This window comes from Nocardioides sp. (assembly GCF_034670285.1).
Classification (GTDB): domain Bacteria; phylum Actinomycetota; class Actinomycetes; order Propionibacteriales; family Nocardioidaceae; genus Nocardioides.
On the sequence record NZ_JAXMNS010000003.1, the window covers coordinates 1 to 22,432 of the forward strand.

Below are 22,432 nucleotides of genomic sequence, written 5' to 3' on the forward strand. Positions count from 1 at the left end.
CTGCGAGAGGCCGATGAAGAGCTCGGGATCGCAGCGTCACAGGTAGCCGTTCTGGGCTCACGGCCGGCGAGCTGCGGCGGCTGGGTCTACGAGACCGTCCTCGCCACGGCCGTGGGCTCCCCGACGACCCGCGACCGCTCCGAGAGCGACGGGCACCGCTGGGTGCTCGCCGCCGATGTCGAGTCGTTGCCGCTGCACCCGGCGTTCGAAGCGGCGTGGTGCCACCCCGACGGCGTCCTGCGCGACTTCGTGCGCTCCACCTTCACTCCACGAGGCTGAAGCGCACCCGCCGCTCGTCGATGTCGGCCAGATCGAGGCGGACCGTGACGTCCGTGCCCAGGGGCAGGTCCGACGCGCCCGTCACGGGTGCCTCCACCCCGAGCGTGCGGAGCATGGCGGTGCCCTTCTCCGGCGAGCTCTCCTCGACCGCCACGATCACCGCGTCGAAGGTCTGCCCGACGCTCTCGGCGAGGAGCCCTGCCTCCACGAGGTCGACGACTGCGCGCTCGTAGGACCGCGCGCGCTGGCTGGACGCCTGCATGGTCGACGGCAGGGCCGGCAGAGCGGCCAGCACCCAGGCGGGCACCGGCTCCTCGGCGCACAACGCGACGCAGACCTCGCCGGCGTACCGATCCGCGAGGCGGCGCAACGGGGCGGTGACGTGGGCGTACTCCGAGGCGAGCGCGGAGTGCTGGGGGTCGGCCGGCACCTCGCCGTCGAACGCGACGTACCCGCTGCCACGTAGCAGGCGAGTGCTGGCCAGGACCACGGCGGCGTGGTCGGCGCGGTGCGGGTCGAGGGTGCGGATGAAGTCCGGGTAGAGCATCTCGACGGGCCACTCGACACCCAGGGCCCGCGCGGTGCGGTGCAGACGCTGGACGTCGCGCGGGTCCGGCTCCGGGAGCGTCCGCAGCAGTCCGACGCGCGCGTAGACCATCAGCGTCGCCGCTCCGAACCCGGTCAGCAAGGAGATCTGGGCGTTCCACTCCTCGATGGGCAGCAGGCTGCGGTACTCCAGCGCCCAGTGCCCGTCGGCGATGTCGATCTCCTGGTCGGGCAGCGGCAGCGAGACCCCGCCGCGGGAGGCATCACGCAGGATCCGCTTCTCCCCGATCTCCTTGATCAGCAGCAGCGACTCCGAGGCCGTGCCGTCGTCGATCATCGCCTGAGCGCCCTCGTAGGACAGCTTGGCCCGCGAGCGCACCAGGGCACGTTCGACGTGGACGTCGGTGCCCTCACCGGCGTCGTCGACCCGGATCGTCCAGAGCAGGGACGGGCGCACCTGGTCGGGCAGCAGCGAGCCGGCGTCCTCCGAGATGGCGGGCGGGTGCAGGGGGACCTTGGAGTCCGCACCGTAGAGCGTCTCCCCGCGCCGGTTGGCCTCGACGTCGACCGGGTCGCCCGGGGTGATGAACGCCGCGAGGTCGGCGATCGCGTAGTGGACGACGTACCCGCCGCCCGAGTCACGCTGCACGTGCACGGCCTGATCGAGGTCCTGGGCGGACTCCGGGTCGATGGTGACGAGCTCGAGGTCGGTGCGATCGAGCTCGGGCAGGCGCGGGGACGCCGCGGCACGCACGGCCGCCGCCTGCACCTCCGCGGAGAACTCCGGTGTCACGTCGAGCTCTGCCTGGATGCGGGCGATCCCTTCGCGGATGGTGGTGAACGCTGCGGTGTCGTGGGTCCGGAGCCGGACGACGCGGTTGCTCGGCATGGGCCTAACCTATGCCTTCGTGCTGATCCTGTTGCCGCCCAGCGAGGGCAAGTCCTCCCCACGCCGAGGCAAGCCCCTCGATCTGACTGCTCTCTCGGCGCCAGAGATCACCGAGGCCAGGGCTCAGGTGCTCGAGGCTCTCATCAGCCTGTGTGCTGACGAACCGGCCGCTGCCGCGGCTCTCCTGGGCGTGCCCAGGACCCAGCTGGACCTCGTCGACCTCAACGCCCGAGCACTCACCTCGCCCACCGCGCGAGCCGATGCCGTCTACACCGGTGTCCTCTACGACGCCCTCGATGCGGCGACCCTGTCGCCGTCCGCCAAGCGTCGGGCCTCCAGCAGGCTCGCGGTGGCCTCGAGCCTCTTCGGGATCGTGCGCCCCGGCGACCGGATCCCGGCCTACCGGCTCTCCGGCGATGCCAAACTGCCGGGCCTGGGTCCCGTGGCTGCCCACTGGCGCGCAGCCCTCGAGCCGGTGATGTTCGCGGCGGTGGGCTCGGGCCTGCTCGTGGACCTGCGCTCAGGGATGTACGCCGCGTTCTGGCACCCCCCGACCGAGCTGGCCCGGCGGGTCGCCACCGTGCGTGTCCTGCACGAGGTCGACGGTCGTCGCAAGGTCGTGAGCCACTTCAACAAGGCCACCAAGGGCAGGATCGTCCGCGCCCTGCTCGAGGACGGGCGAGACCCGCGTACCCCGGCAGCGCTCGCCGACGTCCTGCGCGACCTCGGGTGGACGGTCGAGGTCGCCGAACCGACCCCCAAGGGCACCCAGCTCGACGTCGTCGTCACCGCGGTCTGAGCCGGCCGACCACGACGCCCCGCCACGGCCCACCACGACCCGCCACGACCCGCCACGCCCGGCGGGGAGTCACGCCGAGCGGGCGAGCTCGTCGTACGGCATCGGCACGAGGGTGTCGTCGGTCGCCAGGTGCGCCACCTCGGTCGGCACCCCGGCGTCGCGGCACCCGGCCACGAGCGCCGCGACCAGCGAGCGGTCCTCCGCCGTCGCGCCGCCGAGCCCGGGTCGGCACCGCAGGAACGCCCAGCGGGAGCCGTCGGGCACGTCCGGTGTGAGATGGGCCATGAAGGCGCCGAAGGCCTCGGCCTCCTCCGGGGTGGGCGCGACCCCCTCGTCGCGGATCTCCAGGAGCACCTGTGTCGGCAGGTCGTCGCCATCGATGGCCATCACCCACAGCGCCCCGCCCGCGAAGCCGAGCGGCTCGACCATCGCCCGCCACAGCTGTTCGAGATCGGCCTGCGTGCGCACCGGACGCTCGCCGGGGTGGCCGGTGAGATGGTCGGTGGGCGTGTGGTTGTCGGCGCCGTCTGCATCGTTGGTCATGACCCGACCCTCTCCCGGCGGGGCCGATCCCGCATCCCGCTCTCCACAGGGCGCTAGGCTCGCGCTTCCATCCCCTCACCTGCCTGTCTCGGCAATCATCGCCGCCGAGCGGAGAATGGACAGCCCCGTGGTCTCTCGACTTGTTGCCTTCGGCGGCAGGGTGCGCAGCAGCCTCTTCTTCGTGCCCATGTTCTGTGTGCTCACCGCGATCATCGTCGGCGAGGTCATGCTGCTGGTCGACGCGCGCGTCACCGGCATCGACTCCCGGCTCACGGCGACGGTCGACAGCGCCCGCACGGTGCTCACCACCGTGGCCGGCGCCACGCTCTCCTTCGCCGGCATCGCCTTCTCGGTCAGCCTGCTGCTCATCTCCTTGGCGTCGAGCCAGTACTCCCCCCGGGTCGTGCACGGCATGTTCCGCGACCCGTTCAACAAGCGGGTGATGGGGTTCGTCATCGGGACGTTCACCTACTGCCTCGTCGTGCTCAGGGCCGTGCGCTCGCCGCTCGAGGACTCCGGCGACGCCATCGTGCCGAGCGTGTCGATCCTGCTGGCCGTCGTGCTGGGCATCTCCTCGGTCTTGGCGATCATCGCGTTCATCAACCATGCCGCTCACTCCATGGACGTGTCGAAGATCCTGCACCGCGTCACCCGCGAGGTGCTCGACCAGGCCGGCACCGCGTGGCCCGAGCCCGAGGCGCCGCGTACCCCGACCCAGCCGCTGAGCGTGCCCGACGAGGCGGTTCCGGTGCGTTTCATGCAGCACGGCTGGGTGCAGAACATCGACTACGACTGCCTTCTCGACCTGCTGCCTGCGGGATCCATCGCGCGACTCGACACCTTCGCCGGCCGCTATGCGATCGACAACGCACCGATCTGCCACCTCTGGCCGCCCCCCTCGGACCCCGAGGACATCGCCGATGCGGTGCGCTCGGCCGTGCTGGTCGGCGAGACCCGCACTTTGCAGCAGGACGTCGAGTACGGCGTGCGACAGCTCTCCGACGTGGCGCTCAAGGCTCTGTCGCCCGGCATCAACGACCCGACCACGGCCCACGATGCGATGTCGCACCTCGGCACCGTGCTCTCCGACCTGCTCCGGCGCGAGCTGCCGGCAACCCAGGTCGCCGACGATGAAGGGCGCGTGCTGCTGCTCCCGCACGCGACCACCCACGCCACGCTCGTCGGCCTCGCGTTCGACGAGATCCGCATCGCCGCCGACGGGCAGCCGACGGTGCTGATCTACCTGCTCGACCTCCTGCACCAGGTGGAGAGCTCGCTCGGCGACCGGAGCCACCCCGACGCCGTCAGCGCGTTGCGCCGGCAGGCCGAGCTGGTGCGTTCGATGAACGAGGACACCGACCAGCAGGAGGCCGACCGCGAGCGCGTGCGGGCAGCCTTCGACAGGCGCTACCCCGACTGAGCCGAGCCGCCCGGCCGCGTTGCCCTCACCAGGCGCTGGAGGCGAAGGCGTCGCGGTCGGGCGGCAGCGCGTTGAACAGCCGCAGCGATGCCCGGCCGTCGGCGAAGTAGGTGATCACCGAGATCGAGGCCGGCGAGAGCTCCATCCGGAAGACGGCGTCCAGGGGCGCCTGGAGCGCATCGGCCACGAGCGTCTTGATCGGCGTGACGTGCGAGGTGAGGACGACGGTGCGCCCGGCGTGCGCAGCGACCAACCGGTCGCGAGCTGCGAGCACCCGCTCCTGCACGGCCAGGAACGACTCGCCGCCGCTCGGCGCCACGTCCAGCGATCCGAGCCAGGCCGTCAGCTCGGGGCCGTGCTGGTCGGAGACCTCGGCGAAGGTGAGCCCGTCCCAGTGCCCGAACTCCATCTCGGCGAACCCGGGCTCGTCGATCACCTCCACGCCCCCGAGCAGCTCGCTGAGCAGGTCGCCCGACTCGCGCGTGCGGCGCACCGGTGAGGACACGATGACGTCGACGTGGTCGGCCATCGGGGCAAGCCACTCGCCGGCCAGCCGGATCTGGTGGCGCCCCTCCTCGTTCAGCGGCGGGTTGTCGCCGCCGAGCCCTCCCGAGAAGCGCTTGGCGGACGTGTGCTTGGTGACGCCGTGTCGCACGATGATCACGGTGGTGGCCTCACCCTCCCCACCCCAGCCGCGGGCCGGCGGCGGCGCCGGACGGTCCTGTGGGCTCTCGAGCGGGGACTCGATCTCCTCGATGACCGACTCGCCGGCGAAGCCTCCCCCACCGCCGGTGGCCCCAGGAGGAAAGCTCACGCCGTCGCGGACGCCGTCCAGGGCCTCGTTGGCCAACCGGTCGGCGTGGGCGTTGTCGGCGCGAGGCACCCAGGTGTAGGTCGTGCCGGCCGGCGCGATCTCGGCGGCCTCCCGCGCGAGCACCTGCATGTCGGGGTGCTTGATCTTCCAGCGCCCCGACATCTGCTCGACCACGAGCTTGGAGTCGAGCCGGGCCTCGACGAGCGCCCCCGGCGCGACCTCGGCGGCCAGGCGCAGGCCAGCGATCAGCCCGCGGTACTCCGCGACGTTGTTGCTGGCGCGGCCGATCGCGGTGCCGTCCTCAGCCAGGGTCGCACCGGTCTCGGCGTCCTTGAGGACCGCGCCGTACGCCGCGGGGCCGGGGTTGCCCCGGGAGCCGCCGTCGGCCTCGACCAGGACCCGACGACGCTTGGTCACAGTCCGGACTCGCTGGTGCGGACCAGGATCCGCGAGCACTCCTCACAGCGCACCACGAGGTCGGCGGGGGCGGCGCGGATCACGCCGATCTCGGCGTTGTCGATGCCGAGCTGGCAGCCGTTGCAGCGGCGCTGGCGCAGCTCGGCCGCGCCGATGCCGCCCTTGGCTGCGCGCAGCTTCTCGTACAGCGCAAGGAGGTCTTCGGGGAGCCCCTCGATCGCGGGCCCACGGGCCGCCTCGATCTCGACGAGCTCGGCCTCGATCGCCGCGACCTTCTCGTCCCTGACCACGGCCAGCTCGGCCAGGCGCTCGTCAGCGGCAGCCACCCGCTGCACCAGCTCGCTCAGCGCGGCCTGCGCCTGCTCGAGCTGCTCCATCACCTCGAGCTCCTCGTCCTCGAGCACCGAGATGCGGCGCTCGAGCGACTCGAGCTCGTGCTGCATGCGCTCGAGGTCCTTGGGGCTGGTGATCTGACCCTGGTCGATGCGGTCCTGGTCGCGGGTGCGCCGCGCCCGGACGAGCTCGACGTCGTTGTCGGCCTTGCGCTGGGCGAGGTCGAGGTCGTCGACCACGATCTGCGCGTCACGCCGCTGGTCGTCGACCTCGGCGCGCGAGGCCTCCAGCGCGGCCATCTCCTTGACCTCGGGCATCGAGGCTCGTCGGTGCCGGGCCTGGTCGGCACGGGCGTCGAGCGCCTGGACCTCCAACAGCCTCAACTGGGCGGACGGCTCTGCCTTCACAAGTTCCTCTTCGTCTTCACAGCTGTCGGGGTCATGGGCGCATTGTCCACGGGTCGGTGCACTGCGTGCTGACGCGGGTCTCCACCGCGCCTTCCAACGCTTCGGCGAGTCGCGCCTCGACGACCGGGAGCCAGGTCCACTCGGCCGCCCAGTGCGACACGTCGACGAGCACCGGGCCGCCCTTCTCGAGGAACTCCGAGGCGGGGTGGTGGCGCAGGTCGCTGGTCACGTAGACGTCTGCGTCGGTGGCCAGGACGTCGTCGAGCAGGAAGTCTCCCGCGCCGCCACACACCGCCACCCGACGCACGCTGTGCTCGGGGTCGCCGGCCACCCGGACGCCGTGCGCCGTCTGCGGGAGCGCCTCGGAGACGGTCGTGGCGAACTCGGTGAGACTCTGTCGCGTGATCGTCCCGATCCGCCCGGTGCCGGTCTCGGCGACCCGAGCGTCGGCGAGCTCGACCACGTCGTAGGCCGGCTCCTCGTAGGGGTGCGCGGCCAGCAGGGCCCGCACGACCTCGGCACGGCGAGCCCGCGGCAGGACCACCTCGATGCGGTTCTCCTCGACGGTCTCGATCTCACCGACGGTGCCGATCATCGGCTCGGCGCCCTCGAGCGGACGGAACCGCCCCACGCCCACGGTCGAGTAGGACGCGAAGTCGTAGTCGCCGATCGCGCCCGCACCGGCCTCTGCCAGCGCCGCCCGCACGATCGCGGCAGCGTCGGTCGGCACGTACGTCGTCAGCTTGTCGAGCGCCGTCGCGGGGTCCGGCAGGATCGGCTCGACCTCCTCCAGGCCCAGCGCCGACGCCAGGGCCTCCGACACCCCGCCGACGGCTCGGTCGGCGTTGGTGTGCGCTGTCAGGAGCGCGCAGCCGGCCTTGGTCAGGGTGCTCAGGGTGCGACCTTTCGGGGTGGTCGCCGCGAAGCCGTGCACACCCTTGAGGAAGAGCGGGTGGTGGACGACGAGCAGGTCGGCGCCCCACTCGGCCGCCTCGGCCGCGACCTCGGCGGTGACGTCGACCGCGAACATCACCTTCGAGACGGGCTGGTCGGGATCACCCGCTACCAGCCCCACCGCGTCCCAGGACTCCGCCGTCTGCGGCGGGTACCAGGTGTGGAGCAGGGCGACAATCTCGGAGAGGGGGGTCGGGGTCGGCACGTTGCCGAGGGTATCGGGCACCGACCCGACTCAGTGCACCTAGTTGACCTGCCGGTCCTGTCCCTCCCAGTACGGCGCCCGCAGCTTGAACTTCTGCAGCTTGCCGGTAGCCGTCCGCGCCAGCTCGGGGCGGACCTCGATCGACGTCGGTGCCTTGTAGCCCGCGGCCTTGTGCTTGCACCACGCGATCAGCTCGGCCTCGGTGCCGTCAGTGGCCTCGTGGCCCTCGGCGAGCACCACGAGGGCCTTGATGGTCTCGCCCCACTTCTCGCTGGGCACACCGATGACCGCCACCTCGGCGACCATCGGGTGCGAGAACAGGACGTCCTCGACCTCGATCGAGGACACGTTCTCGCCGCCGGTGATGATGACGTCCTTCTTGCGGTCCTTGATCGTGAGGTAGCCATCGGCGCCGATCTCGCCGCCGTCGCCGGTGTGGAACCAGCCGTCGCGCAGCGCCGTGGCGGACTCCTCGGGCTGAGCCCAGTAGCCCTCGAGGACGACGTTGGAGCGTGCCAGCACCTCGCCCTCCTCCGAGGTGGACAGCCGGACGCCGAGCGCAGGCGCGCCGGCCCGCGTCAGCAGCCCGGCCCGCTCCTCGGGCGTGACGTCGTCCCACTCGGCGCGGGTCCGGTTGAAGGTGAGCAGCGGCGACGTCTCGGTGAGGCCGTAGATCTGGATGAACTCCCAGCCCAGCTCCTCCTCCACCCGCATGACGGTCTTCGTCGGCGGTGGGGCCCCGGCCATGATGATCCGCACCCGGTCGCGACCGGGGATCTCACCCTCCCAGGTCTGAGCCGCCTCGAGCACGGCCGCTGCGACCGCCGGCGCGGCACACATCACCGTGACCCCGTGGTCGCGCACCCGGCGCAGGATCTCGGCGCCATCGATCTTGCGGAGCACGACGTGCTTGACGCCCAGGCCGGTCATCGCGAACGGCATCCCCCAGCCGTTGGCGTGAAACATCGGCAGCGTGTGGAGGTAGACGTCGCGGTCGGTGACCGCAGCGTGCATCGCGAACGTGACGGCGTTGACCCAGATGTTGCGGTGCGTGATCTGCACGCCCTTGGGCCGGGCCGTCGTTCCCGAGGTGTAGTTGATGCACGCGGTCGCGTTCTCGTCGGGCTCCCAGGCGAGCGGCTCGGCTCCCCCGTCGGCGACAGGCGGCGCGAACAGGTCGTCGTCCGAGCCGAGCACGAAGCGGTGCTCGGCCGTGATCGAGGCGAGCTCGGCGTCCAGGTCGGGATCGACCAGCACCACGCGCGCACCGGAGTGCTCGACGATGTAGGCCACCTCCTCGGGACGCAGACGGAAGTTGACCGGCACGAGCACCCGTCCGGAGCCGGAGACCCCGAAGAAGGCGGTCAGAAGCCGCGCGCTGTTGTGGCTCACGATCGCCACCCGCTCGCCCACGCCGATGCCGAGCTCGTCGAGCTTGGCGGCCTGCCGGCGCGCGAGCGCGGCGACCTCGGCGTACGTGAGGTCCCCCAGCGAGGCGGCCGGCTGGTCGGGCTCGTCCACGACCCCCGTCCGGGCGCCGTAGACCTGCTCGGCGCGATCGATGAAGTCCCGGACTGTCAGCGGTACGAACATGGCGTCACTGTAGTGACCGGGTCGTGACGCGCGACACACCTGCGAACGCGACAGGACCCCGACTGCGCTCAGCGGTCGGGGTCCTGCGCTGTGCGGTGGTTCAGCCGGGCCAGACGGCCTCGGTCACCTCGCCGCCGACGACGTCGACCTCGAGGGTGACCACGTCGGTGCCCTTCATCAGCAGCCGGTAGTGGCCCTCGCGGACCTCGGGATAGACCAAGGACGGGATCTCCTCGGTCGTGCCCGGCACCGGACGCCGTACGACGGCCACGTGCGGCCGGTGACCGTGCCCATGACCGTGGCCGTGCCCATGACCGTGGCCGTGCCCGTGATCGTGGTCGTGCCCGTGCTCGTGGTCGAGGTCGTCATCCGCCGGCGTCTGGGTGACGCCCGCGGCGATGTCCTCGCCCTCGGCGAGAAGGTCGACCTCCTGGCCCACCATCTCCACCGGCATGGTGACCACGATCGCCCCGATGTCTCCCCCGATGTCCAGCATCACGGCACCGAGGCCGGCATGCGGGTTCTCCGGGGAGTCGGGAGGACGCGGCGTGGAGTCACTCACGCGTCAGGGTCCTCCGACGACGTGGTGCCGGGCACCGTCTGGAACCCGCCACCGGGGTGGCCGAGGAACGGGAACTCGTCGAGCAGCGGCTCGTTGGTGTTCGTCGTCCCGTCCTGGAGCAGGGCGGCGGCGCCATCCGGCTCGTAGTCGGGGTCGACGAGCGGGATCGTGACACCGGCCACGGCACGCAGCTCGATGCCGGTGACGTCGTCCTCGATCCGACGGCCGTTCGGGAAGCCACCGAGGTCGCCGCCCACGACGCCGTAGATGCTGTAGGAGTCGCTGTCCTTCGGGGTCGGCGGGATCGCGGTGTTGAGTCGCAGCATGTCCGCCTGCACCGGTCCGGTGTAGTTCTGGAAACCGGGCACGATGCCACCGGGGATGCCGGTGAGCAGGATGGCAGCCAGGTCCACGCGCGGCTTGTTGTAGGCGGCGAGGTTGGGGAAGACACCCGGGTAGAGGAACGGCAGGAGCCCCTGGAGCTCGGGCTGCAGCACCGACGAGGCGTAGTCGGAGTCACCGTTGATCGGAGCCGCGTTCCACTCGTCCTTCTGGCCCATCGGGATCAGGACCTCGTTGACCAGCGGGTTGCCGAGGCGCGAGACCTGGACGGCGGGGCCGCGGTTCTTGAACTTGCCCTGCTTCTCGTTGAAGATGCGGGCCTTCGCCCGGCTCGCGGTCGCCCAGACACCAATGGTGTTCTTGCGGTCCTTCGGGCTCTTGCTGGGGTTGCCACCCTTGACCAGGTCCGAGACCGGCACCTGGATCGCGATGGTGTGGCAGTTGTAGGACTGCACCGAGTTGATGCCGTCCATGGCCGCCATCGGGAGCAGGTGGAGGTTCTGGAACGGACGCAGGGCACCGAGGTCGAAGATGCTGCCCAGGTCGACGAAGAAGGCGTCGGAGCGCTGGCCGCAGAAGAACTTGCGTCCACCGGTCTCGACCACGGCCGCCTCGGCGAGGTCGGAGTAGTTGGGCGTGCTGCGGGGCCCGACGTTGACCGGGGGCACCTTGAACGTGTCACCGATGCGCTCGAACTGCTCGTTCTTACGACCGGCGTTCTTGACCCGCACGATCGTGTAGGTCTGCGGGCGCAGCCACTTGTCACTGTCGAGGGAGTCGATGACGCCGTTGTTGTAGAGGAACGAGTTCCCCTTGACCTCGGTCTTGAAGTTGAACCGGTAGGTGACGTCGGGGCGGCACTTGTTGGTGTTCGAGACGTTGATCTCGTAGAGCACGTCATCGCCGAACTCGTAGAAGTTCGGTCCACCGTTGGGCTGCTGGAGCGGGATGAAGTTGGCGATGATCACCACCTGGTCGGGCTCGGTGGGGTGCATGAACGCATAGACGTCCGTGCTGTCAGCAACCGGGTCCTTGGCGATTTCCGGTGCTTCGCGGTGGGACGACATCTTTACTTACCTCCAGCAGCGTTGAGGATGCGAGTGACGAGGTCGCGGTCTTCGACGACCACTTCCTGGTCACCCACGAGGAGTCGGAGTGTGGCGGCCTTGTGGTCCTCGACGAGGACGAGCACCGGCTCGTTCGCACCCTTGCCGCGCAGCAGCGCGGGCTTCGCCTGCGCCGAGCCTGCGCTCAACGCGACCACGGTGGTGGCGGCTGCGCCGGCACCGGCCGCGGCCATGAAGTTCCTTCTACTGGTCTCGCTCATGCGGTGTTGCCTCCCAGAAGATCCCTGCGCGACCCAATGTGAGCCGTGCCATATGGGTTCGGAGCGGCAACCTCGGCGGATTGCGCGGATCGGAGACAATTTTCCGAGAGGGGGGATCCGCGCCGGTCACCCCCACGGAAGCCGACGCGGACCCGCAGTGGTTCGGAGGCAGCGCCATCCTGGATGGCCTGAACGGCCTGAATGGCCCGGATGTCCCGGATGGTCTGGGTGGGCGCGGAGGGGATCGAACCCCCGACCACCTCGTTGTGAGCGAGGGGCTCTACCGCTGAGCTACACGCCCGTGCTCGAAGCGGGCGCCATCTTAGGCCCTGCCACTGCCTGCATGAAAAAGAGCCGAACCGCCGGCGTCTCGGGTCACCAGCGGTTCGACATGGAAAACATAGCGAGCCGATCGCGCGAGTCCAAAGACCGCACGGAAAACTGACAGATCGGTCTAGGCCAGCGCCCTCAGACGTGTCAGGTGCTCGTCGAGATCACGACCCTCGGCCAGGGCGTTGTGCACGGCCCAGCCGAGGTTTCCCTCCTTGTCGACGAGGTACGACGACCGCAGCGGACACCCGCGCTCCTCGTCGAACACGTCGTAGGCCCGAGTCACCTCACCGTGCGGCCAGAAGTCGCTCAGGAGCGGGAAGTTGAGACCGTCGGAATCGGCGAAGGCCCGCAGCGCGTAGAGCGGGTCGCACGAGATTCCGATGACCTCGGTGTCGAACGTCAAGAACTCGTCGAGGCGGTCGCGGATGCCCGCCATCTCCCCCGTGCACACCCCCGAGAAGGCAAACGGGTAAAAGAGCAGCGCGACTGCCTTGGTGCCGCGGTAGGACGAGAGCGTGACGTCCTGCCCGAACTGGTCGCGCAGCGTGAAGTCGGGGGCCGGGTCTCCCAGGCTCAGCCCGTTCACTCGGCCAGCTCGCGCTTGAGCACCTTGCCGGTCGCGTTGCGGGGCAGCTCGTCGAGGAAGATGATCTCGCGCGGGACCTTGTAGCGGGCGAGGTTCTCCTTCACCCAGCCCTTGAGGTCGTCCTCGCTGACCGAGTCGTCACGTCGTACGACGAAGGCGCGCAGCCGCTTGCCGAAGTCGTCGTCGTCGATGCCGATCGCAGCGACCTCCACGACGGACTCGTGGCGAGCCAGGCAGTCCTCGACCTCCTTGGGGAAGACGTTCTCTCCCCCGGAGACGATCATCTCGTCGTCGCGGCCCTCGATGTAGAGCAGGCCGTCGTCACCGATGCGCCCCACGTCACCGGACGACATCAGGCCGTCGACGACTTCCTTGTGACCACCGCCGGTGTAGCCCTCGAAGAGCAACGAGTTGCCCACGAAGATCCGGCCCGACTGCCCGGCCGGCACCTCGACGCCCTGGTCGTCGAGGATCTTGACGACGGTGGCGAACGGCGGCCGTCCGGCGGTCGACGGTGAGACCCGCAGCTCATCGGGGCCGGCGATCGCGGCGTAGGCGACCTCGGTGGAGCCGTAGGTCGAGTAGAGGTTGTCGCCGAACTGGTCCATCCAGGTCGTGGCGAGGTCACCGGGCAGGGCCGAGCCGGAGCTGGCCACGACCTCGACGCGCGCGAGGTCGTAGCGCTCACGCGTCTCGGTCGGAAGGGCCAGGATCCGCTGGAGCATCACCGGGATGACCACGACCGACTCGCAGCGCTCGGACGTGACTACTTCGAGGCACGACTCGGGGTCGAAGCGTCGGCGAAGCACCATGGTCGAGCCGAGGAGCATGGACAGCGCGAAGTGCGCGAAGCCCCAGGTGTGGAACAGCGGCGCAGCGATGTGGGTGCGCCAGCCGTAGCGCAGCGGGATGCTGCCGAGCAGGGACACCGCGGCGTCGATGCCGGCCTCGCTCCTCGGGGCTCCCTTGGGCGTCCCGGTCGTGCCGGAGGTGAGGATGACGGTGCGCCCGTGACGCGAGGGCGGCTTGAGGTCCGTCGAGTCGGTGGACTCGATCAGCTCCTCGAGCGTCGGCACGTCGCGATCAGCGCGCGGGTCGTCGGTCCAGGCCAGGATCTTGAGGTCGACCGAGGCCTCACCGACGAGGTCGGAGAACTCCTCGTCATGGACGAGGACCTTCGGCGCGTCGCGCTCGAGGACCTCCCGCAGCTGCGGCCCGGCGAAGGCGGTGTTGAGGTAGAGAGTGTCGGCTCCCAGCTTGGCGGCAGCGATGCTGGCGTCGACGAAGCCGCGGTGGTTGCGACACATGATCGCCACCGCGTCGCCCTCACCGACGCCGCGGTCGCGCAGCGCGTGGGCCAGCGAGTTCGAGCGAGCGTGCATCTCCCCGAAGGTCAGGCTGCCCAGCTCGTCGACGAGCCCGACGCCGTTGGGCGAACGTACGGCGAGCGAGGTGAACCCGCCTGCCGGACCGGTGCCCCAGGCGAGGACGCAGCGGCCCAGCCGAGCCAGCGTCAGCGGCGAGTAGGGCCGGATGATGCCGGAGCGAGCGAGCACCGACAGCGAGGTCTTGGCCGTCAGAGCACTGGTCTTCAGCTTGGTGAGCACGCGGGCAGCCTAGACCTCTGGGGCGGGGTGTCTCAGGCTACGGTCTTCGGCGCGACCAGACGCGTCGCCGACCAGTCCTTGCTCACCGTGGCCGTCGTCGTCTGGGCGAGGCCGGCAACGGGTGCCGCCTCGGAGATGTCGGCGGCGTCGACGGCGTTGGGGCGCCCGATCTTCGGGGTCAGCAACCAGATCTCGCCGCCTCCCACGAGGTCGGTGAGCGAGTCCACCAGACCGTCGACCAGGTCGCCGTCGTTCTGGCGCCACCAGAGCAGCACCACGTCGACCACGTTGCCGTAGTCGCCGTCCACCATGTCGGCATCGATACGATCCTCGATGGCAACGCGGAGCTCGTCATCGGTGTCGTTGTCCCAGCCCAGCTCCTGGATGACCATCCCGGGCTTGAGTCCCAGTCGATCTGCAGCTGTCTGGGTGGCTCCGCCACCCGCGGTCGAACTCAACGTGATCCTCCAGTGGTGAGTCGTCGCCCGCTGGCCGGACGACGAAGGTAGGGGTAGTCCACCGGAGTTCCGCACCCGACGCAACACCTCGCCGCCTGATGAGCACCTCAAGCTCGTACTCGCGGGTAGATTTCTACCCGCCGCCGAGCGTGCAACGATGAACAGGTGACCGAAGAAAAAACCCACACTTCAGGCACCCGCTCGGGCTCACGCCCCTCTGTGATCCATGAGGGGCTCCCGACCCAGCTGCCGGACATCGACCCCGACGAGACGACCGACTGGCTCGCGTCGTTCGACTCGATGGTCGACGAGCGCGGGCGCGAACGCGCCCGCTACATCATGCTGCGGCTGCTCGAGCGAGCGCGCGAGATGAAGGTCGGTGTGCCGGCCCTGCGCAGCACCGACTACATCAACACCATTCCGCCCGAGCGCGAGCCCTGGTTCCCCGGCGACTACGAGGCCGAGCAGCGCATCCGCGCGTTCATCCGCTGGAACGCCGCGGTGATGGTCTCCAGCGCCAACCGCAAGGGGCTCGAGGTCGGCGGACACATCGCGACCTACCAGTCCTCGGCGAGCCTCTACGAGGTCGGCTTCAACCACTTCTTCCGGGGCAAGGACGCCGCTCCCGAGGAGGGCGCCGGCGGCGGCGATCAGATCTACATCCAGGGCCACGGCTCGCCGGGCATCTACGCGCGTGCCTTCCTCGAGGGTCGCCTCGACCAGGAGCAGCTCTACCGCTTCCGCCAGGAGGTCCAGCACGGGCGCGGCCAGGGCCTGCCCTCGTACCCGCACCCCCGGTTGATGCCTGACTTCTGGGAGTTCCCCACCGTCTCGATGGGCCTGACCGCCATCAATTCGATCTACCAGGCCCGGTTCAACCGCTACCTGCACAACCGCTCGATCAAGAACACCGCCGACCAGCACGTCTGGGCCTTCATGGGTGACGGCGAGATGGCCGAGCCCGAGTCGATGGGTGCGATCCGCGTCGCGGCCCGCGAGGAGCTCGACAACCTCACCTGGGTCGTCAACTGCAACCTCCAGCAGCTCGACGGCCCGGTGACCGGCAACGGCAAGATCATCCAGGAGCTGGAGGCCAACTTCCGCGGTGCCGGCTGGAACGTCATCAAGGTCGTCTGGGGCCAGGGCTGGGATGCCCTGCTCGCCCGCGACGTCGACGGGGTGCTGGTCAACCGGATGAACAACACCGCCGACGGACAGTTCCAGACCTACTCCACCGAGGACGGCGCCTACATCCGCGAGAACTTCTTCGGCACCGACCCGCGCCTGCGCGCCATGGTCGAGCACATGAGTGACTCCCAGATCCAGAAGCTCCCCCGCGGTGGCCACGACTACCGCAAGGTCTACGCGGCCTTCGACGCGGCCAAGAAGCACGTCGGTCAGCCGACCGTGATCCTGGCCAAGACCGTCAAGGGCTGGACGATCGACTCGCTGGAGGGCAAGAACGCCACCCACCAGATGAAGAAGCTCACCAAGGACGACCTGAAGAAGTTCCGCGACCGTCTTCACCTGCCGATCTCCGACCGCGACCTCGAGCGCGCCTACGAGGAGACCGGCACGGCGCCGTTCTTCCACCCGGGCGAGAAGTCTCCCGAGATCGAGTACATGATGGAGCGCCGTCGCCAGCTCGGCGGCTCGGTGCCCAAGCGGGTGCTCACGGCCAAGCCGCTCACGCTGCCGGACGACTCGGTCTACTCCGCCCTCAAGAAGGGCTCGGGCACCAAGGCGATGGCCACCACCATGGCCGTCGTCCGTCTGCTGCGCGACTGGATGAAGGACCCCGAGATCGGTCAGCGGATCGTGCCGATCGCGCCCGACGAGTACCGCACCTTCGGCATGGACTCGATGTTCCCCAGCGCGAAGGTCTACAACCCCGGCGGCCAGAAGTACGAGTCGGTCGACCGCAAGTTGTTGCTCTCCTACAAGGAGGCCAAGGACGGCCAGATGCTCCACGAGGGCATCTCGGAAGCCGGCGCGATGGCCTCCGCGACCGCGGTGGGCTCGGCGTACTCCACGCACGGCGAGCACATGATCCCGTTCTACATCTTCTACTCGATGTTCGGGTTCCAGCGCACCGGAGACTCGATCTGGGCGATGGCCGACCAGCTCGCACGAGGCTTCCTCATCGGCGCCACCGCCGGGCGCACCACGCTCACCGGCGAGGGTCTCCAGCACGCCGACGGCCACTCACCGCTGCTGGCCGCGACCAACCCGGCGGTCGTGCACTACGACCCCGCGTTCGCCTACGAGGTCGCGCACGTCATGAAGTCCGGCCTCGAGCGCATGTATGGCGCGGACGCCGAGGACGTCATCTTCTACATCACCGTCTACAACGAGCCCGTGGCGCAGCCCGAGGAGCCCGCGGACGTCGACGTCGACGGGATCCTGCGCGGCGTCCACAAGGTCTCCACGGGCGAGGGTGACGGACCGACGGTGCAACTGATGGCCTCCGGCGTCGCCTACCCGTGGATCAAGGACGCCGCACGGATGCTCAGCGAGGAGTGGGGCGTTCGGGCCGACACCTGGTCGGTGACGTCGTGGAACGAGCTCGCTCGCGACGCCGTGGCCTCCGAGGACTGGAACCTCCTGCACCCCGAGGAGGACCAGCGCACCGCGTTCGTCTCCGACAAACTCGCGGGCAGCGACGGTCCGTTCGTGGCGGTCTCCGACTACATGGCGGCCGTCCCGCTCCAGATCGCCCGCTGGGTGCCCGGTGACTACTGCGTCCTCGGTGCCGACGGGTTCGGCTTCGCCGACACCCGACCTGCCGCTCGACGCTACTTCCGCATCGACGCGGAGTCGGTCGTAGTCCGGGCGCTGAGGGCCCTCGCCGATGCCGGCGAGATCGACCCCTCGCTGGTCACCAAGGCCTACCGGCAGTACCAGATCGACGACCCGACCGCCGTCGCCGGAGTGGCCCAGGAGGGCGGCGACGCCTGACCCGCTCCGCCGAATACTCGCCGAGTCGGCGCCTACTGGCGCCGACTCGGCGCAGTTTTCCGGTGAGTCGGCGCCAACTGGCGCCGACTCGCGGAGACCGGGGACTACGCCGTGGTGGCGGTGCGCGCGACGGGGACGACGCCCATCGGGCCGACGGGACCGACGCGGCCGCCCTTGAGCAGCGCGCGCCACTTGGCGCGCGTGTGGATCGCGGGCTCGGTGCTCTGCACCCAGTCGTGGACGATCTTGGCGAAGCGCTCGGGGTGGTCCTTGTGCGGGAAGTGCCCGGCGTTGGGGATGACCTCGACCCGTGCCTTCGGCGCCAGGGCTGCGGCGTTGCTGGCGTGCCTGACCGGGATGACCCGGTCGTTGCGGCCCCACACGACGGCCATCGGCATGGCCTCGGTGAGGTAGGCCCGGTCGGCCATCGTCACGATCTGGCCGCGCCAGTCGACGACGGCCTTCACGACGTGACGGATCGCCGCACGCGTCTCGGGGTCCTTGAAGGAGTCGTAGATGTCGGCGACCTCGTCGAGGTCGTGGGTGGCCTTGAGGCCGGACGACGCCAGCACCCGGAGTCCGGCCATGCCGACGTGGCGCACGCCGGGGAGCGTGGCCAGGCCCATCGCCTGGTGGAAGCCGGGCGTGGTGATGGCGCGGATGGCGGGCGTCACCTCGGGTCCGAGGCCGCCTGACGCGACGAGCATCATCCGCTCGGTGCGCTCGGGGAACTGGTAGGCGAACTGCATCGCCACTCCCCCGCCGAAGCTGTGGCCCAGGACGGTCACCTTGTCGATGCCCAGCACGGTGAGCAGGTCGCGCATCCCGTTGGCGTAGCCGCCCACGCTGTAGTCGGCGCGCGGCTTGTCGGACAGACCGTGACCGAGCATGTCGGGGGCGATCACCGTGTAGCGCCGCGCCAGGGTGTCGATGACCGGCTCCCAGGTGGTGTGGTCGCACCCGAGGCCGTGAAGGAGCAGCAGGGCCGGGCCCGAACCGGCCTTGACGTAGGCGCGTCGGTGGCCGTGGATCGTGACGTACTGGACCTCGTGCGGGTCGTGGTTCATCTACGGAGCCTTTCCCATGGTGACGTTCAGGATTCAACCAGACCTGGGACCGGTACCGACAGGGGTACCGCCGAAGATCGCCCCACATGCCACAGCCTGAACACGAACGGGCCATGCCGAATCACCCGATCGGAGGTGTTCAGCACCTCGACGCCTCCCCGCAGTGGCCACGTAGTAGCCCCGCAGTAGTTCCGCAGTAGCCTCGCCAGGTGGCCGCTCGCATCCCTCCCGACCCCGGCACTGCCCCGCGGGCCCGCGCAGCGGCTGCGCTGGTCCGCTCGACCGGCCGACTCAGCACGGCTGCGATGTCGCACATGGAGCACGACCTGTCGTGGTTCGGCGACCTGAGTGCCGAGGAACGGTCCTGGGTCGGCCAGATCGTCCAGGCCGGTGTCCGTGGCTTCGTCGACTGGTACCGCGACGAGCAGCCCACCGATCTTCACGGCGGCGAGGGCACGGCCGGGTCCGTCTTCGGCGTCGCCCCCCGCGAGCTGGCCGGCGCCATCACCCTCCAGCAGACCGTCGACCTCGTACGTCTCTCGATCGAGGTCGTCGAGCGGGAGGTCGACGGGGTCGTCGACCCCGACGACCTCGCCGACGTCCGGGCAGCGGTGCTTCTCTACGCACGCGAGATCGCGTTCGCCACCGCCGAGGTCTATGCGCGGGCCGCCGAGGTCCGGGGCGCCTGGGACGCACGTCTGGAGGCCCTCGTCGTCGACTCGGTCGTGCGAGCCGAGACCGACGAGACCATGCTCTCGCGCGCCAGCGCCCTCGGCTGGGGTGCGCGCGGCGACGTAGCAGTCGTGCTGGGCACCCTCCCGGAGCGGCGGACCGACACCGACCTCTTCGACGCCGTAAGACGGCAGGCTCGCGGCGCCGGCATGGACGCCCTGTGCGGGACCCAGGGTGAGCGCCTGGTCGTGCTGCTCGGCGCCGTCACCGATGCCAGGCGCGCCGGCGCGGTCGTGGCCGACCTCTTCGGGGCCGGCGCCGTGGTCGTCGGGCCGCTCATCGACGACCTCGGGTCGGCCCACGTCTCGGCGCGCTCCGCTCTTGCCGCCCATCGCGCCGCCGCCGGCTGGCCGGGGGCGCCGCGCCCGGTGCTCAGCTCCGAGCTGCTCGCCGAGCGCGCGCTCTCGGGTGACGGACACGCCCGACGCCACCTCGTCGACGAGGTCTACCTGCCGCTCGTCGCAGCTCGCAGCGCGCTCGCCGACTCCGTCACGGCCTACTTCGACGCGGGCTCGTCGATCGAGGGTGCGGCACGCGAGCTCTTCGTCCACCCCAACACCGTGCGCTACCGCCTGCGCCAGATCGGCGACCTGACCGGACTGGCCCCGAACGAGCCCCGCGACGCCCTCACGCTCCAGATCGCGCTGATCCTCGGCCGTCAGTCGGGCCGCGTGCCCGACGGCCCGGCAAATTTGTAGGAACCCTACAAAGTTCGAGGTCGAACTTTCGTGCTCGTCAGACGGGTACGACGCCTCGCCGAACGGCACAGTGGTGGTTGTGCTCGTCATCGTCGCTCCCGGTCAGGGAGCCCAGTCTCCCGGCTTCCTCGCGCCCTGGCTGGAGGACGACGTCTTCGCCTCGCGGCTGCACTGGCTCTCCACGGTGGCCGGCCTCGACCTCGCCCACCACGGCACCGTCTCCGACGCCGAGACGATCCGCGACACCCGGATCGCCCAGCCGCTGCTGCTCGCCACCTGCCTGGTGGCCACCCTCGAGCTGTTCCCGCACCCCACCGACGGCTTCAGCCACGTGGGCGCCGTCGCCGGCCACAGCGTCGGCGAGCTGGCGGCAGCCGTCGGCTCGCGGTCCATCACCGCCGAGCAGGCCATGGTCCTGGTCCGCGAGCGCGGCAACGCCATGGCTGACGCCGCCGCCGCAACCCCCACCGGCATGACGGCGGTGCTGGGCGGCGAGCGGGACGACGTCCTGGCCACCCTCACCCGGCACGGACTGGTGGCCGCCAACGACAACGGCCCCGGCCAGGTGGTCGCTGCGGGCACGCTCGAGCAGCTCGCGGCACTGGCCGCCGATCCCCCGACCAAGGCGCGGCTCATCCCGCTCCCGGTCGCGGGGGCGTTCCACACCGAGCACATGGCTCCCGCAGTGGGACACGTCGCCAAGCTGGCGATGTCGGTCTCGACCCACGACCCGCGCATCCCGTTCATCTCCAACCGCGACGGGCAGGTGATCCACGACGGCCGCGAGGTGCTGCGGCGCATCGTCGGTCAGATCTCGCACCCGGTGCGCTGGGACCTGTGCCTGGACACCATGGAGGACCTCGGTGTCACGGGCATCCTCGAGATGCCTCCGGCCGGCACCCTCACCGGGATCGCCAAGCGGGCCCTCAAGGGCGTCGAGACCTTCGCTCTCAAGACCCCGGACCAGCTCGACGATGCCCGCGCCTTCGTGGCCAAGCACGGCGAGGGCTCCCTCATCGACGTCACCCCGACCTGGCGCATGGTGGTCTCCCCCGTCAAGGGCACCTTCCACGTCGACGAGGAGGCCGCCTCCTCCGACGAGCTCGCCGCCGGCGTCCGGATCGGCGAGGTCAGCAGCCTGCGCGACCGGATCAACGTCAGCGCGACGCACGGCGGTCAGGTGATGGAGTGGCTCGTCGAGGACGGCGACCCCGTCGCCCCCGGACAGCCTCTGCTGCGCCTGCACCCGATGGGAGCCGAATGACTACTCGCCCTCAGCTCGCGACGCCTCTCGGCGGCACGCCGGCGACGATCCTCGGGATCGGCGCCTACCGGCCCTCCCGCGTGGTCAGCAACCACGAGCTCGTCGAGGCCATCGACTCCTCCGACGAGTGGATCCAGCAGCGTTCGGGCATCAAGCAGCGACGCTTCGCCACCCCCGACGAGACCATCCAGATGATGAGCGTGGCGGCCTGCCGCGAGGCGCTCGACCGGGCCGGCATCGAGGCCTCCCAGGTCGATGCCGTCATCGTCGCCACCGTCAGCCACCTGATGCAGACCCCGGCCATCGCTCCCGCCATCGCCAGCGAGCTCGGGTGCAGCCAACCGGTCGCCTTCGACATCTCCGCTGCCTGTGCCGGTTTCTGCCACGGGGTGACCCTGGCTTCCGACATGATCCGTGGCGGCAGCGCGACCTACGCCCTCGTCGTGGGGGTCGAGCGGCTCAGCGACATCCTCGACCTCGACGACCGCGGCACCGCGTTCATCTTCGCCGACGGCGCCGGCGCCGTGCTCATCGGACCGAACGAGACCTCGGGCATCGGCCCGGTCGTGTGGGGCTCCGACGGCGAGCACTTCGACTACATCCGACAGCGCGAGGACTGGCGCGACGTGATGGCGTCCGACGCCCCTGTCATGCCCCACCTCACGATGCAGGGCAGCGCCGTCTTCCGCTGGGCCTCCTTCGCCATGGCGAAGGTCGGCCTCGAGGCCGTCGAGCGCGCCGGGGTGAGTGTCGACGACCTCGACTGCTTCGTGCCCCACCAGGCCAACATGCGGATCACCGACGCGATGGCGCGCTCCATGAAGCTGCCCGCCACCGTCAAGATCGCCAGGGACGTCGCCGAGCAGGGCAACACCTCGGCTGCCTCGGTCCCCCACGCCCTCCACCGGATGGTCGCCGACGGCGACGCCCAGTCGGGCGACCTCGCACTTCTCATCGCCTTCGGCGCCGGCCTGGCTTACGCAGCCCAGGTCGTCGTCCTTCCCTGACCAGCACCACCCACCCAGCTCCACCCATCGAAAGGACCACCCCATGGCCACCACCGAAGAGATCCGCTCCGACCTCGCCGACATCGTCAACGAGGTCGCCGGCGTCGAGCAGGACGACGTCCAGCTCGACAAGTCGTTCGTCGACGACCTCGACGTCGACTCGCTGTCGATGGTCGAGGTGGTCGTCGCCGCCGAGGAGAAGTTCGGCGTCACGATCCCCGACGACGAGGTCAAGAACCTCAAGACCGTCGGCGACGCCGTGGCCTACATCGAGCGCGCCGGCTCTTGAGCG

Annotated in this window: 21 protein-coding genes and 1 tRNA gene; 8 read left to right on the forward strand and 14 right to left on the reverse strand. The window is 70.1% G+C overall.

What is annotated here, in order from left to right:
• A partial coding sequence (locus VOI19_RS00355; RefSeq protein WP_323790959.1) for an NUDIX hydrolase occupies window positions 1-279 on the forward strand: 279 nt, incomplete at its 5' end.
• Here the strand turns inward: VOI19_RS00355 and VOI19_RS00360 are convergent.
• Window positions 263-1,714: an RNB domain-containing ribonuclease gene (locus VOI19_RS00360; RefSeq protein WP_323790960.1), complete on the reverse strand. Its 1,452-nt coding sequence runs from the start codon at window positions 1,712-1,714 to the stop codon at window positions 263-265. The genes VOI19_RS00355 and VOI19_RS00360 overlap by 17 nt on opposite strands.
• On the opposite strand from VOI19_RS00360, the gene yaaA reads away from it, so the two are divergent.
• Window positions 1,713-2,513, forward strand: a complete 801-nt coding sequence (gene yaaA / locus VOI19_RS00365) for a peroxide stress protein YaaA (RefSeq protein ID WP_323790961.1) — start codon at window positions 1,713-1,715, stop codon at window positions 2,511-2,513. The genes VOI19_RS00360 and yaaA overlap by 2 nt on opposite strands.
• A 69-nt stretch (window positions 2,514-2,582) precedes the next feature.
• Here yaaA and VOI19_RS00370 read toward each other — a convergent pair whose 3' ends face one another.
• The gene (locus VOI19_RS00370) at window positions 2,583-3,056 is read right to left on the reverse strand and encodes a hypothetical protein (protein WP_323790962.1); all 474 of its coding nucleotides are present in this window, start codon (window positions 3,054-3,056) and stop codon (window positions 2,583-2,585) included.
• 127 nt (window positions 3,057-3,183) lie between these two features.
• Here VOI19_RS00370 and VOI19_RS00375 point away from each other — a divergent pair, with 127 nt between their 5' ends.
• Window positions 3,184-4,476, forward strand: coding sequence for a DUF2254 domain-containing protein (locus VOI19_RS00375; RefSeq protein ID WP_323790963.1), 1,293 nt, complete (start codon window positions 3,184-3,186; stop codon window positions 4,474-4,476).
• Between the two features lie 25 nt (window positions 4,477-4,501).
• Here the strand turns inward: VOI19_RS00375 and VOI19_RS00380 are convergent, their stop codons facing one another.
• From VOI19_RS00380 to VOI19_RS00430, 11 genes are all read right to left on the reverse strand, one after another.
• Window positions 4,502-5,707, reverse strand: coding sequence for a bifunctional RNase H/acid phosphatase (locus VOI19_RS00380; protein WP_323790964.1), 1,206 nt, complete (start codon window positions 5,705-5,707; stop codon window positions 4,502-4,504).
• Window positions 5,704-6,447: a zinc ribbon domain-containing protein gene (locus VOI19_RS00385; RefSeq protein WP_323790965.1), complete on the reverse strand. Its 744-nt coding sequence runs from the start codon at window positions 6,445-6,447 to the stop codon at window positions 5,704-5,706. The genes VOI19_RS00380 and VOI19_RS00385 overlap by 4 nt, the downstream gene beginning before the upstream one ends.
• Window positions 6,448-6,478: 31 nt before the next feature.
• Entirely contained in the window at window positions 6,479-7,606 is a 1,128-nt protein-coding gene (locus VOI19_RS00390; RefSeq protein WP_323790966.1) for a Nif3-like dinuclear metal center hexameric protein, read from the reverse strand.
• 39 nt (window positions 7,607-7,645) lie between these two features.
• Window positions 7,646-9,199: an AMP-binding protein gene (locus VOI19_RS00395; RefSeq protein WP_323790967.1), complete on the reverse strand. Its 1,554-nt coding sequence runs from the start codon at window positions 9,197-9,199 to the stop codon at window positions 7,646-7,648.
• Between the two features lie 100 nt (window positions 9,200-9,299).
• Window positions 9,300-9,761 carry a hypothetical protein gene (locus VOI19_RS00400; RefSeq protein WP_323790968.1) on the reverse strand — a complete coding sequence of 154 codons (462 nt, stop codon included), beginning with the start codon at window positions 9,759-9,761 and terminating at the stop codon, window positions 9,300-9,302.
• On the reverse strand, window positions 9,758-11,170 hold the full coding sequence (locus tag VOI19_RS00405) for a DUF4331 domain-containing protein (protein ID WP_323790969.1): 1,413 nt from the start codon (window positions 11,168-11,170) through the stop codon (window positions 9,758-9,760). The genes VOI19_RS00400 and VOI19_RS00405 overlap by 4 nt, the downstream gene beginning before the upstream one ends.
• A gap of 2 nt (window positions 11,171-11,172) precedes the next feature.
• Window positions 11,173-11,430: a twin-arginine translocation signal domain-containing protein gene (locus tag VOI19_RS00410; protein WP_323790970.1), complete on the reverse strand. Its 258-nt coding sequence runs from the start codon at window positions 11,428-11,430 to the stop codon at window positions 11,173-11,175.
• Between the two features lie 229 nt (window positions 11,431-11,659).
• Window positions 11,660-11,731, reverse strand: a tRNA-Val gene (locus VOI19_RS00415).
• 153 nt (window positions 11,732-11,884) lie between these two features.
• Window positions 11,885-12,349 carry a peroxiredoxin gene (locus tag VOI19_RS00420; protein ID WP_323790971.1) on the reverse strand — a complete coding sequence of 155 codons (465 nt, stop codon included), beginning with the start codon at window positions 12,347-12,349 and terminating at the stop codon, window positions 11,885-11,887.
• Window positions 12,346-13,956 (reverse strand): AMP-binding protein, encoded by a 1,611-nt coding sequence (locus VOI19_RS00425; protein ID WP_323790972.1) that lies wholly within the window; start codon window positions 13,954-13,956, stop codon window positions 12,346-12,348. Before VOI19_RS00425 ends, VOI19_RS00420 begins: the two co-directional genes overlap by 4 nt.
• Before the next feature lie 32 nt (window positions 13,957-13,988).
• Window positions 13,989-14,414 (reverse strand): DUF3052 domain-containing protein, encoded by a 426-nt coding sequence (locus VOI19_RS00430; protein WP_323790973.1) that lies wholly within the window; start codon window positions 14,412-14,414, stop codon window positions 13,989-13,991.
• 165 nt (window positions 14,415-14,579) lie between these two features.
• Between VOI19_RS00430 and aceE the strand changes: the two genes are divergently transcribed.
• A complete protein-coding gene (aceE, locus tag VOI19_RS00435; protein ID WP_416366296.1) occupies window positions 14,580-17,372 on the forward strand; it encodes a pyruvate dehydrogenase (acetyl-transferring), homodimeric type in 2,793 nt (930 codons plus the stop codon).
• A gap of 104 nt (window positions 17,373-17,476) precedes the next feature.
• Here the strand turns inward: aceE and VOI19_RS00440 are convergent, their stop codons facing one another.
• On the reverse strand, window positions 17,477-18,439 hold the full coding sequence (locus VOI19_RS00440) for an alpha/beta fold hydrolase (RefSeq protein ID WP_323790975.1): 963 nt from the start codon (window positions 18,437-18,439) through the stop codon (window positions 17,477-17,479).
• Between the two features lie 209 nt (window positions 18,440-18,648).
• Here VOI19_RS00440 and VOI19_RS00445 point away from each other — a divergent pair, with 209 nt between their 5' ends.
• The 4 genes from VOI19_RS00445 (at window position 18,649) to VOI19_RS00460 (ending at window position 22,429) form a co-directional block, all read left to right on the forward strand.
• Complete coding sequence (locus tag VOI19_RS00445) at window positions 18,649-19,869, forward strand: helix-turn-helix domain-containing protein (RefSeq protein ID WP_323790976.1); 1,221 nt, start codon at window positions 18,649-18,651, stop codon at window positions 19,867-19,869.
• A gap of 79 nt (window positions 19,870-19,948) precedes the next feature.
• The gene (locus VOI19_RS00450; RefSeq protein WP_323790977.1) at window positions 19,949-21,133 is read left to right on the forward strand and encodes an acyltransferase domain-containing protein; all 1,185 of its coding nucleotides are present in this window, start codon (window positions 19,949-19,951) and stop codon (window positions 21,131-21,133) included.
• On the forward strand, window positions 21,130-22,140 hold the full coding sequence (locus VOI19_RS00455) for a beta-ketoacyl-ACP synthase III (protein WP_323790978.1): 1,011 nt from the start codon (window positions 21,130-21,132) through the stop codon (window positions 22,138-22,140). Before VOI19_RS00450 ends, VOI19_RS00455 begins: the two co-directional genes overlap by 4 nt.
• 43 nt (window positions 22,141-22,183) lie before the next feature.
• Entirely contained in the window at window positions 22,184-22,429 is a 246-nt protein-coding gene (locus tag VOI19_RS00460; protein ID WP_323790979.1) for an acyl carrier protein, read from the forward strand.
• Window positions 22,430-22,432 lie beyond the last annotated feature (3 nt).

What these genes read in the sequence shown, in the direction of transcription:
- yaaA (WP_323790961.1), top strand. Translation starts at nt 1,713, where the DNA reads ATGGGCCTAACCTATGCCTTCGTGCTGATCCTGTTGCCGCCCAGCGAG.
- VOI19_RS00360 (WP_323790960.1), bottom strand. Translation starts at nt 1,714, where the DNA reads ATGCCGAGCAACCGCGTCGTCCGGCTCCGGACCCACGACACCGCAGCG.
- VOI19_RS00370 (WP_323790962.1), bottom strand. Translation starts at nt 3,056, where the DNA reads ATGACCAACGATGCAGACGGCGCCGACAACCACACGCCCACCGACCAT.
- VOI19_RS00395 (WP_323790967.1), bottom strand. Translation starts at nt 9,199, where the DNA reads ATGTTCGTACCGCTGACAGTCCGGGACTTCATCGATCGCGCCGAGCAG.
- VOI19_RS00405 (WP_323790969.1), bottom strand. Translation starts at nt 11,170, where the DNA reads ATGTCGTCCCACCGCGAAGCACCGGAAATCGCCAAGGACCCGGTTGCT.
- VOI19_RS00410 (WP_323790970.1), bottom strand. Translation starts at nt 11,430, where the DNA reads ATGAGCGAGACCAGTAGAAGGAACTTCATGGCCGCGGCCGGTGCCGGC.
- VOI19_RS00440 (WP_323790975.1), bottom strand. Translation starts at nt 18,439, where the DNA reads ATGAACCACGACCCGCACGAGGTCCAGTACGTCACGATCCACGGCCAC.
- VOI19_RS00455 (WP_323790978.1), top strand. Translation starts at nt 21,130, where the DNA reads ATGACTACTCGCCCTCAGCTCGCGACGCCTCTCGGCGGCACGCCGGCG.
- VOI19_RS00460 (WP_323790979.1), top strand. Translation starts at nt 22,184, where the DNA reads ATGGCCACCACCGAAGAGATCCGCTCCGACCTCGCCGACATCGTCAAC.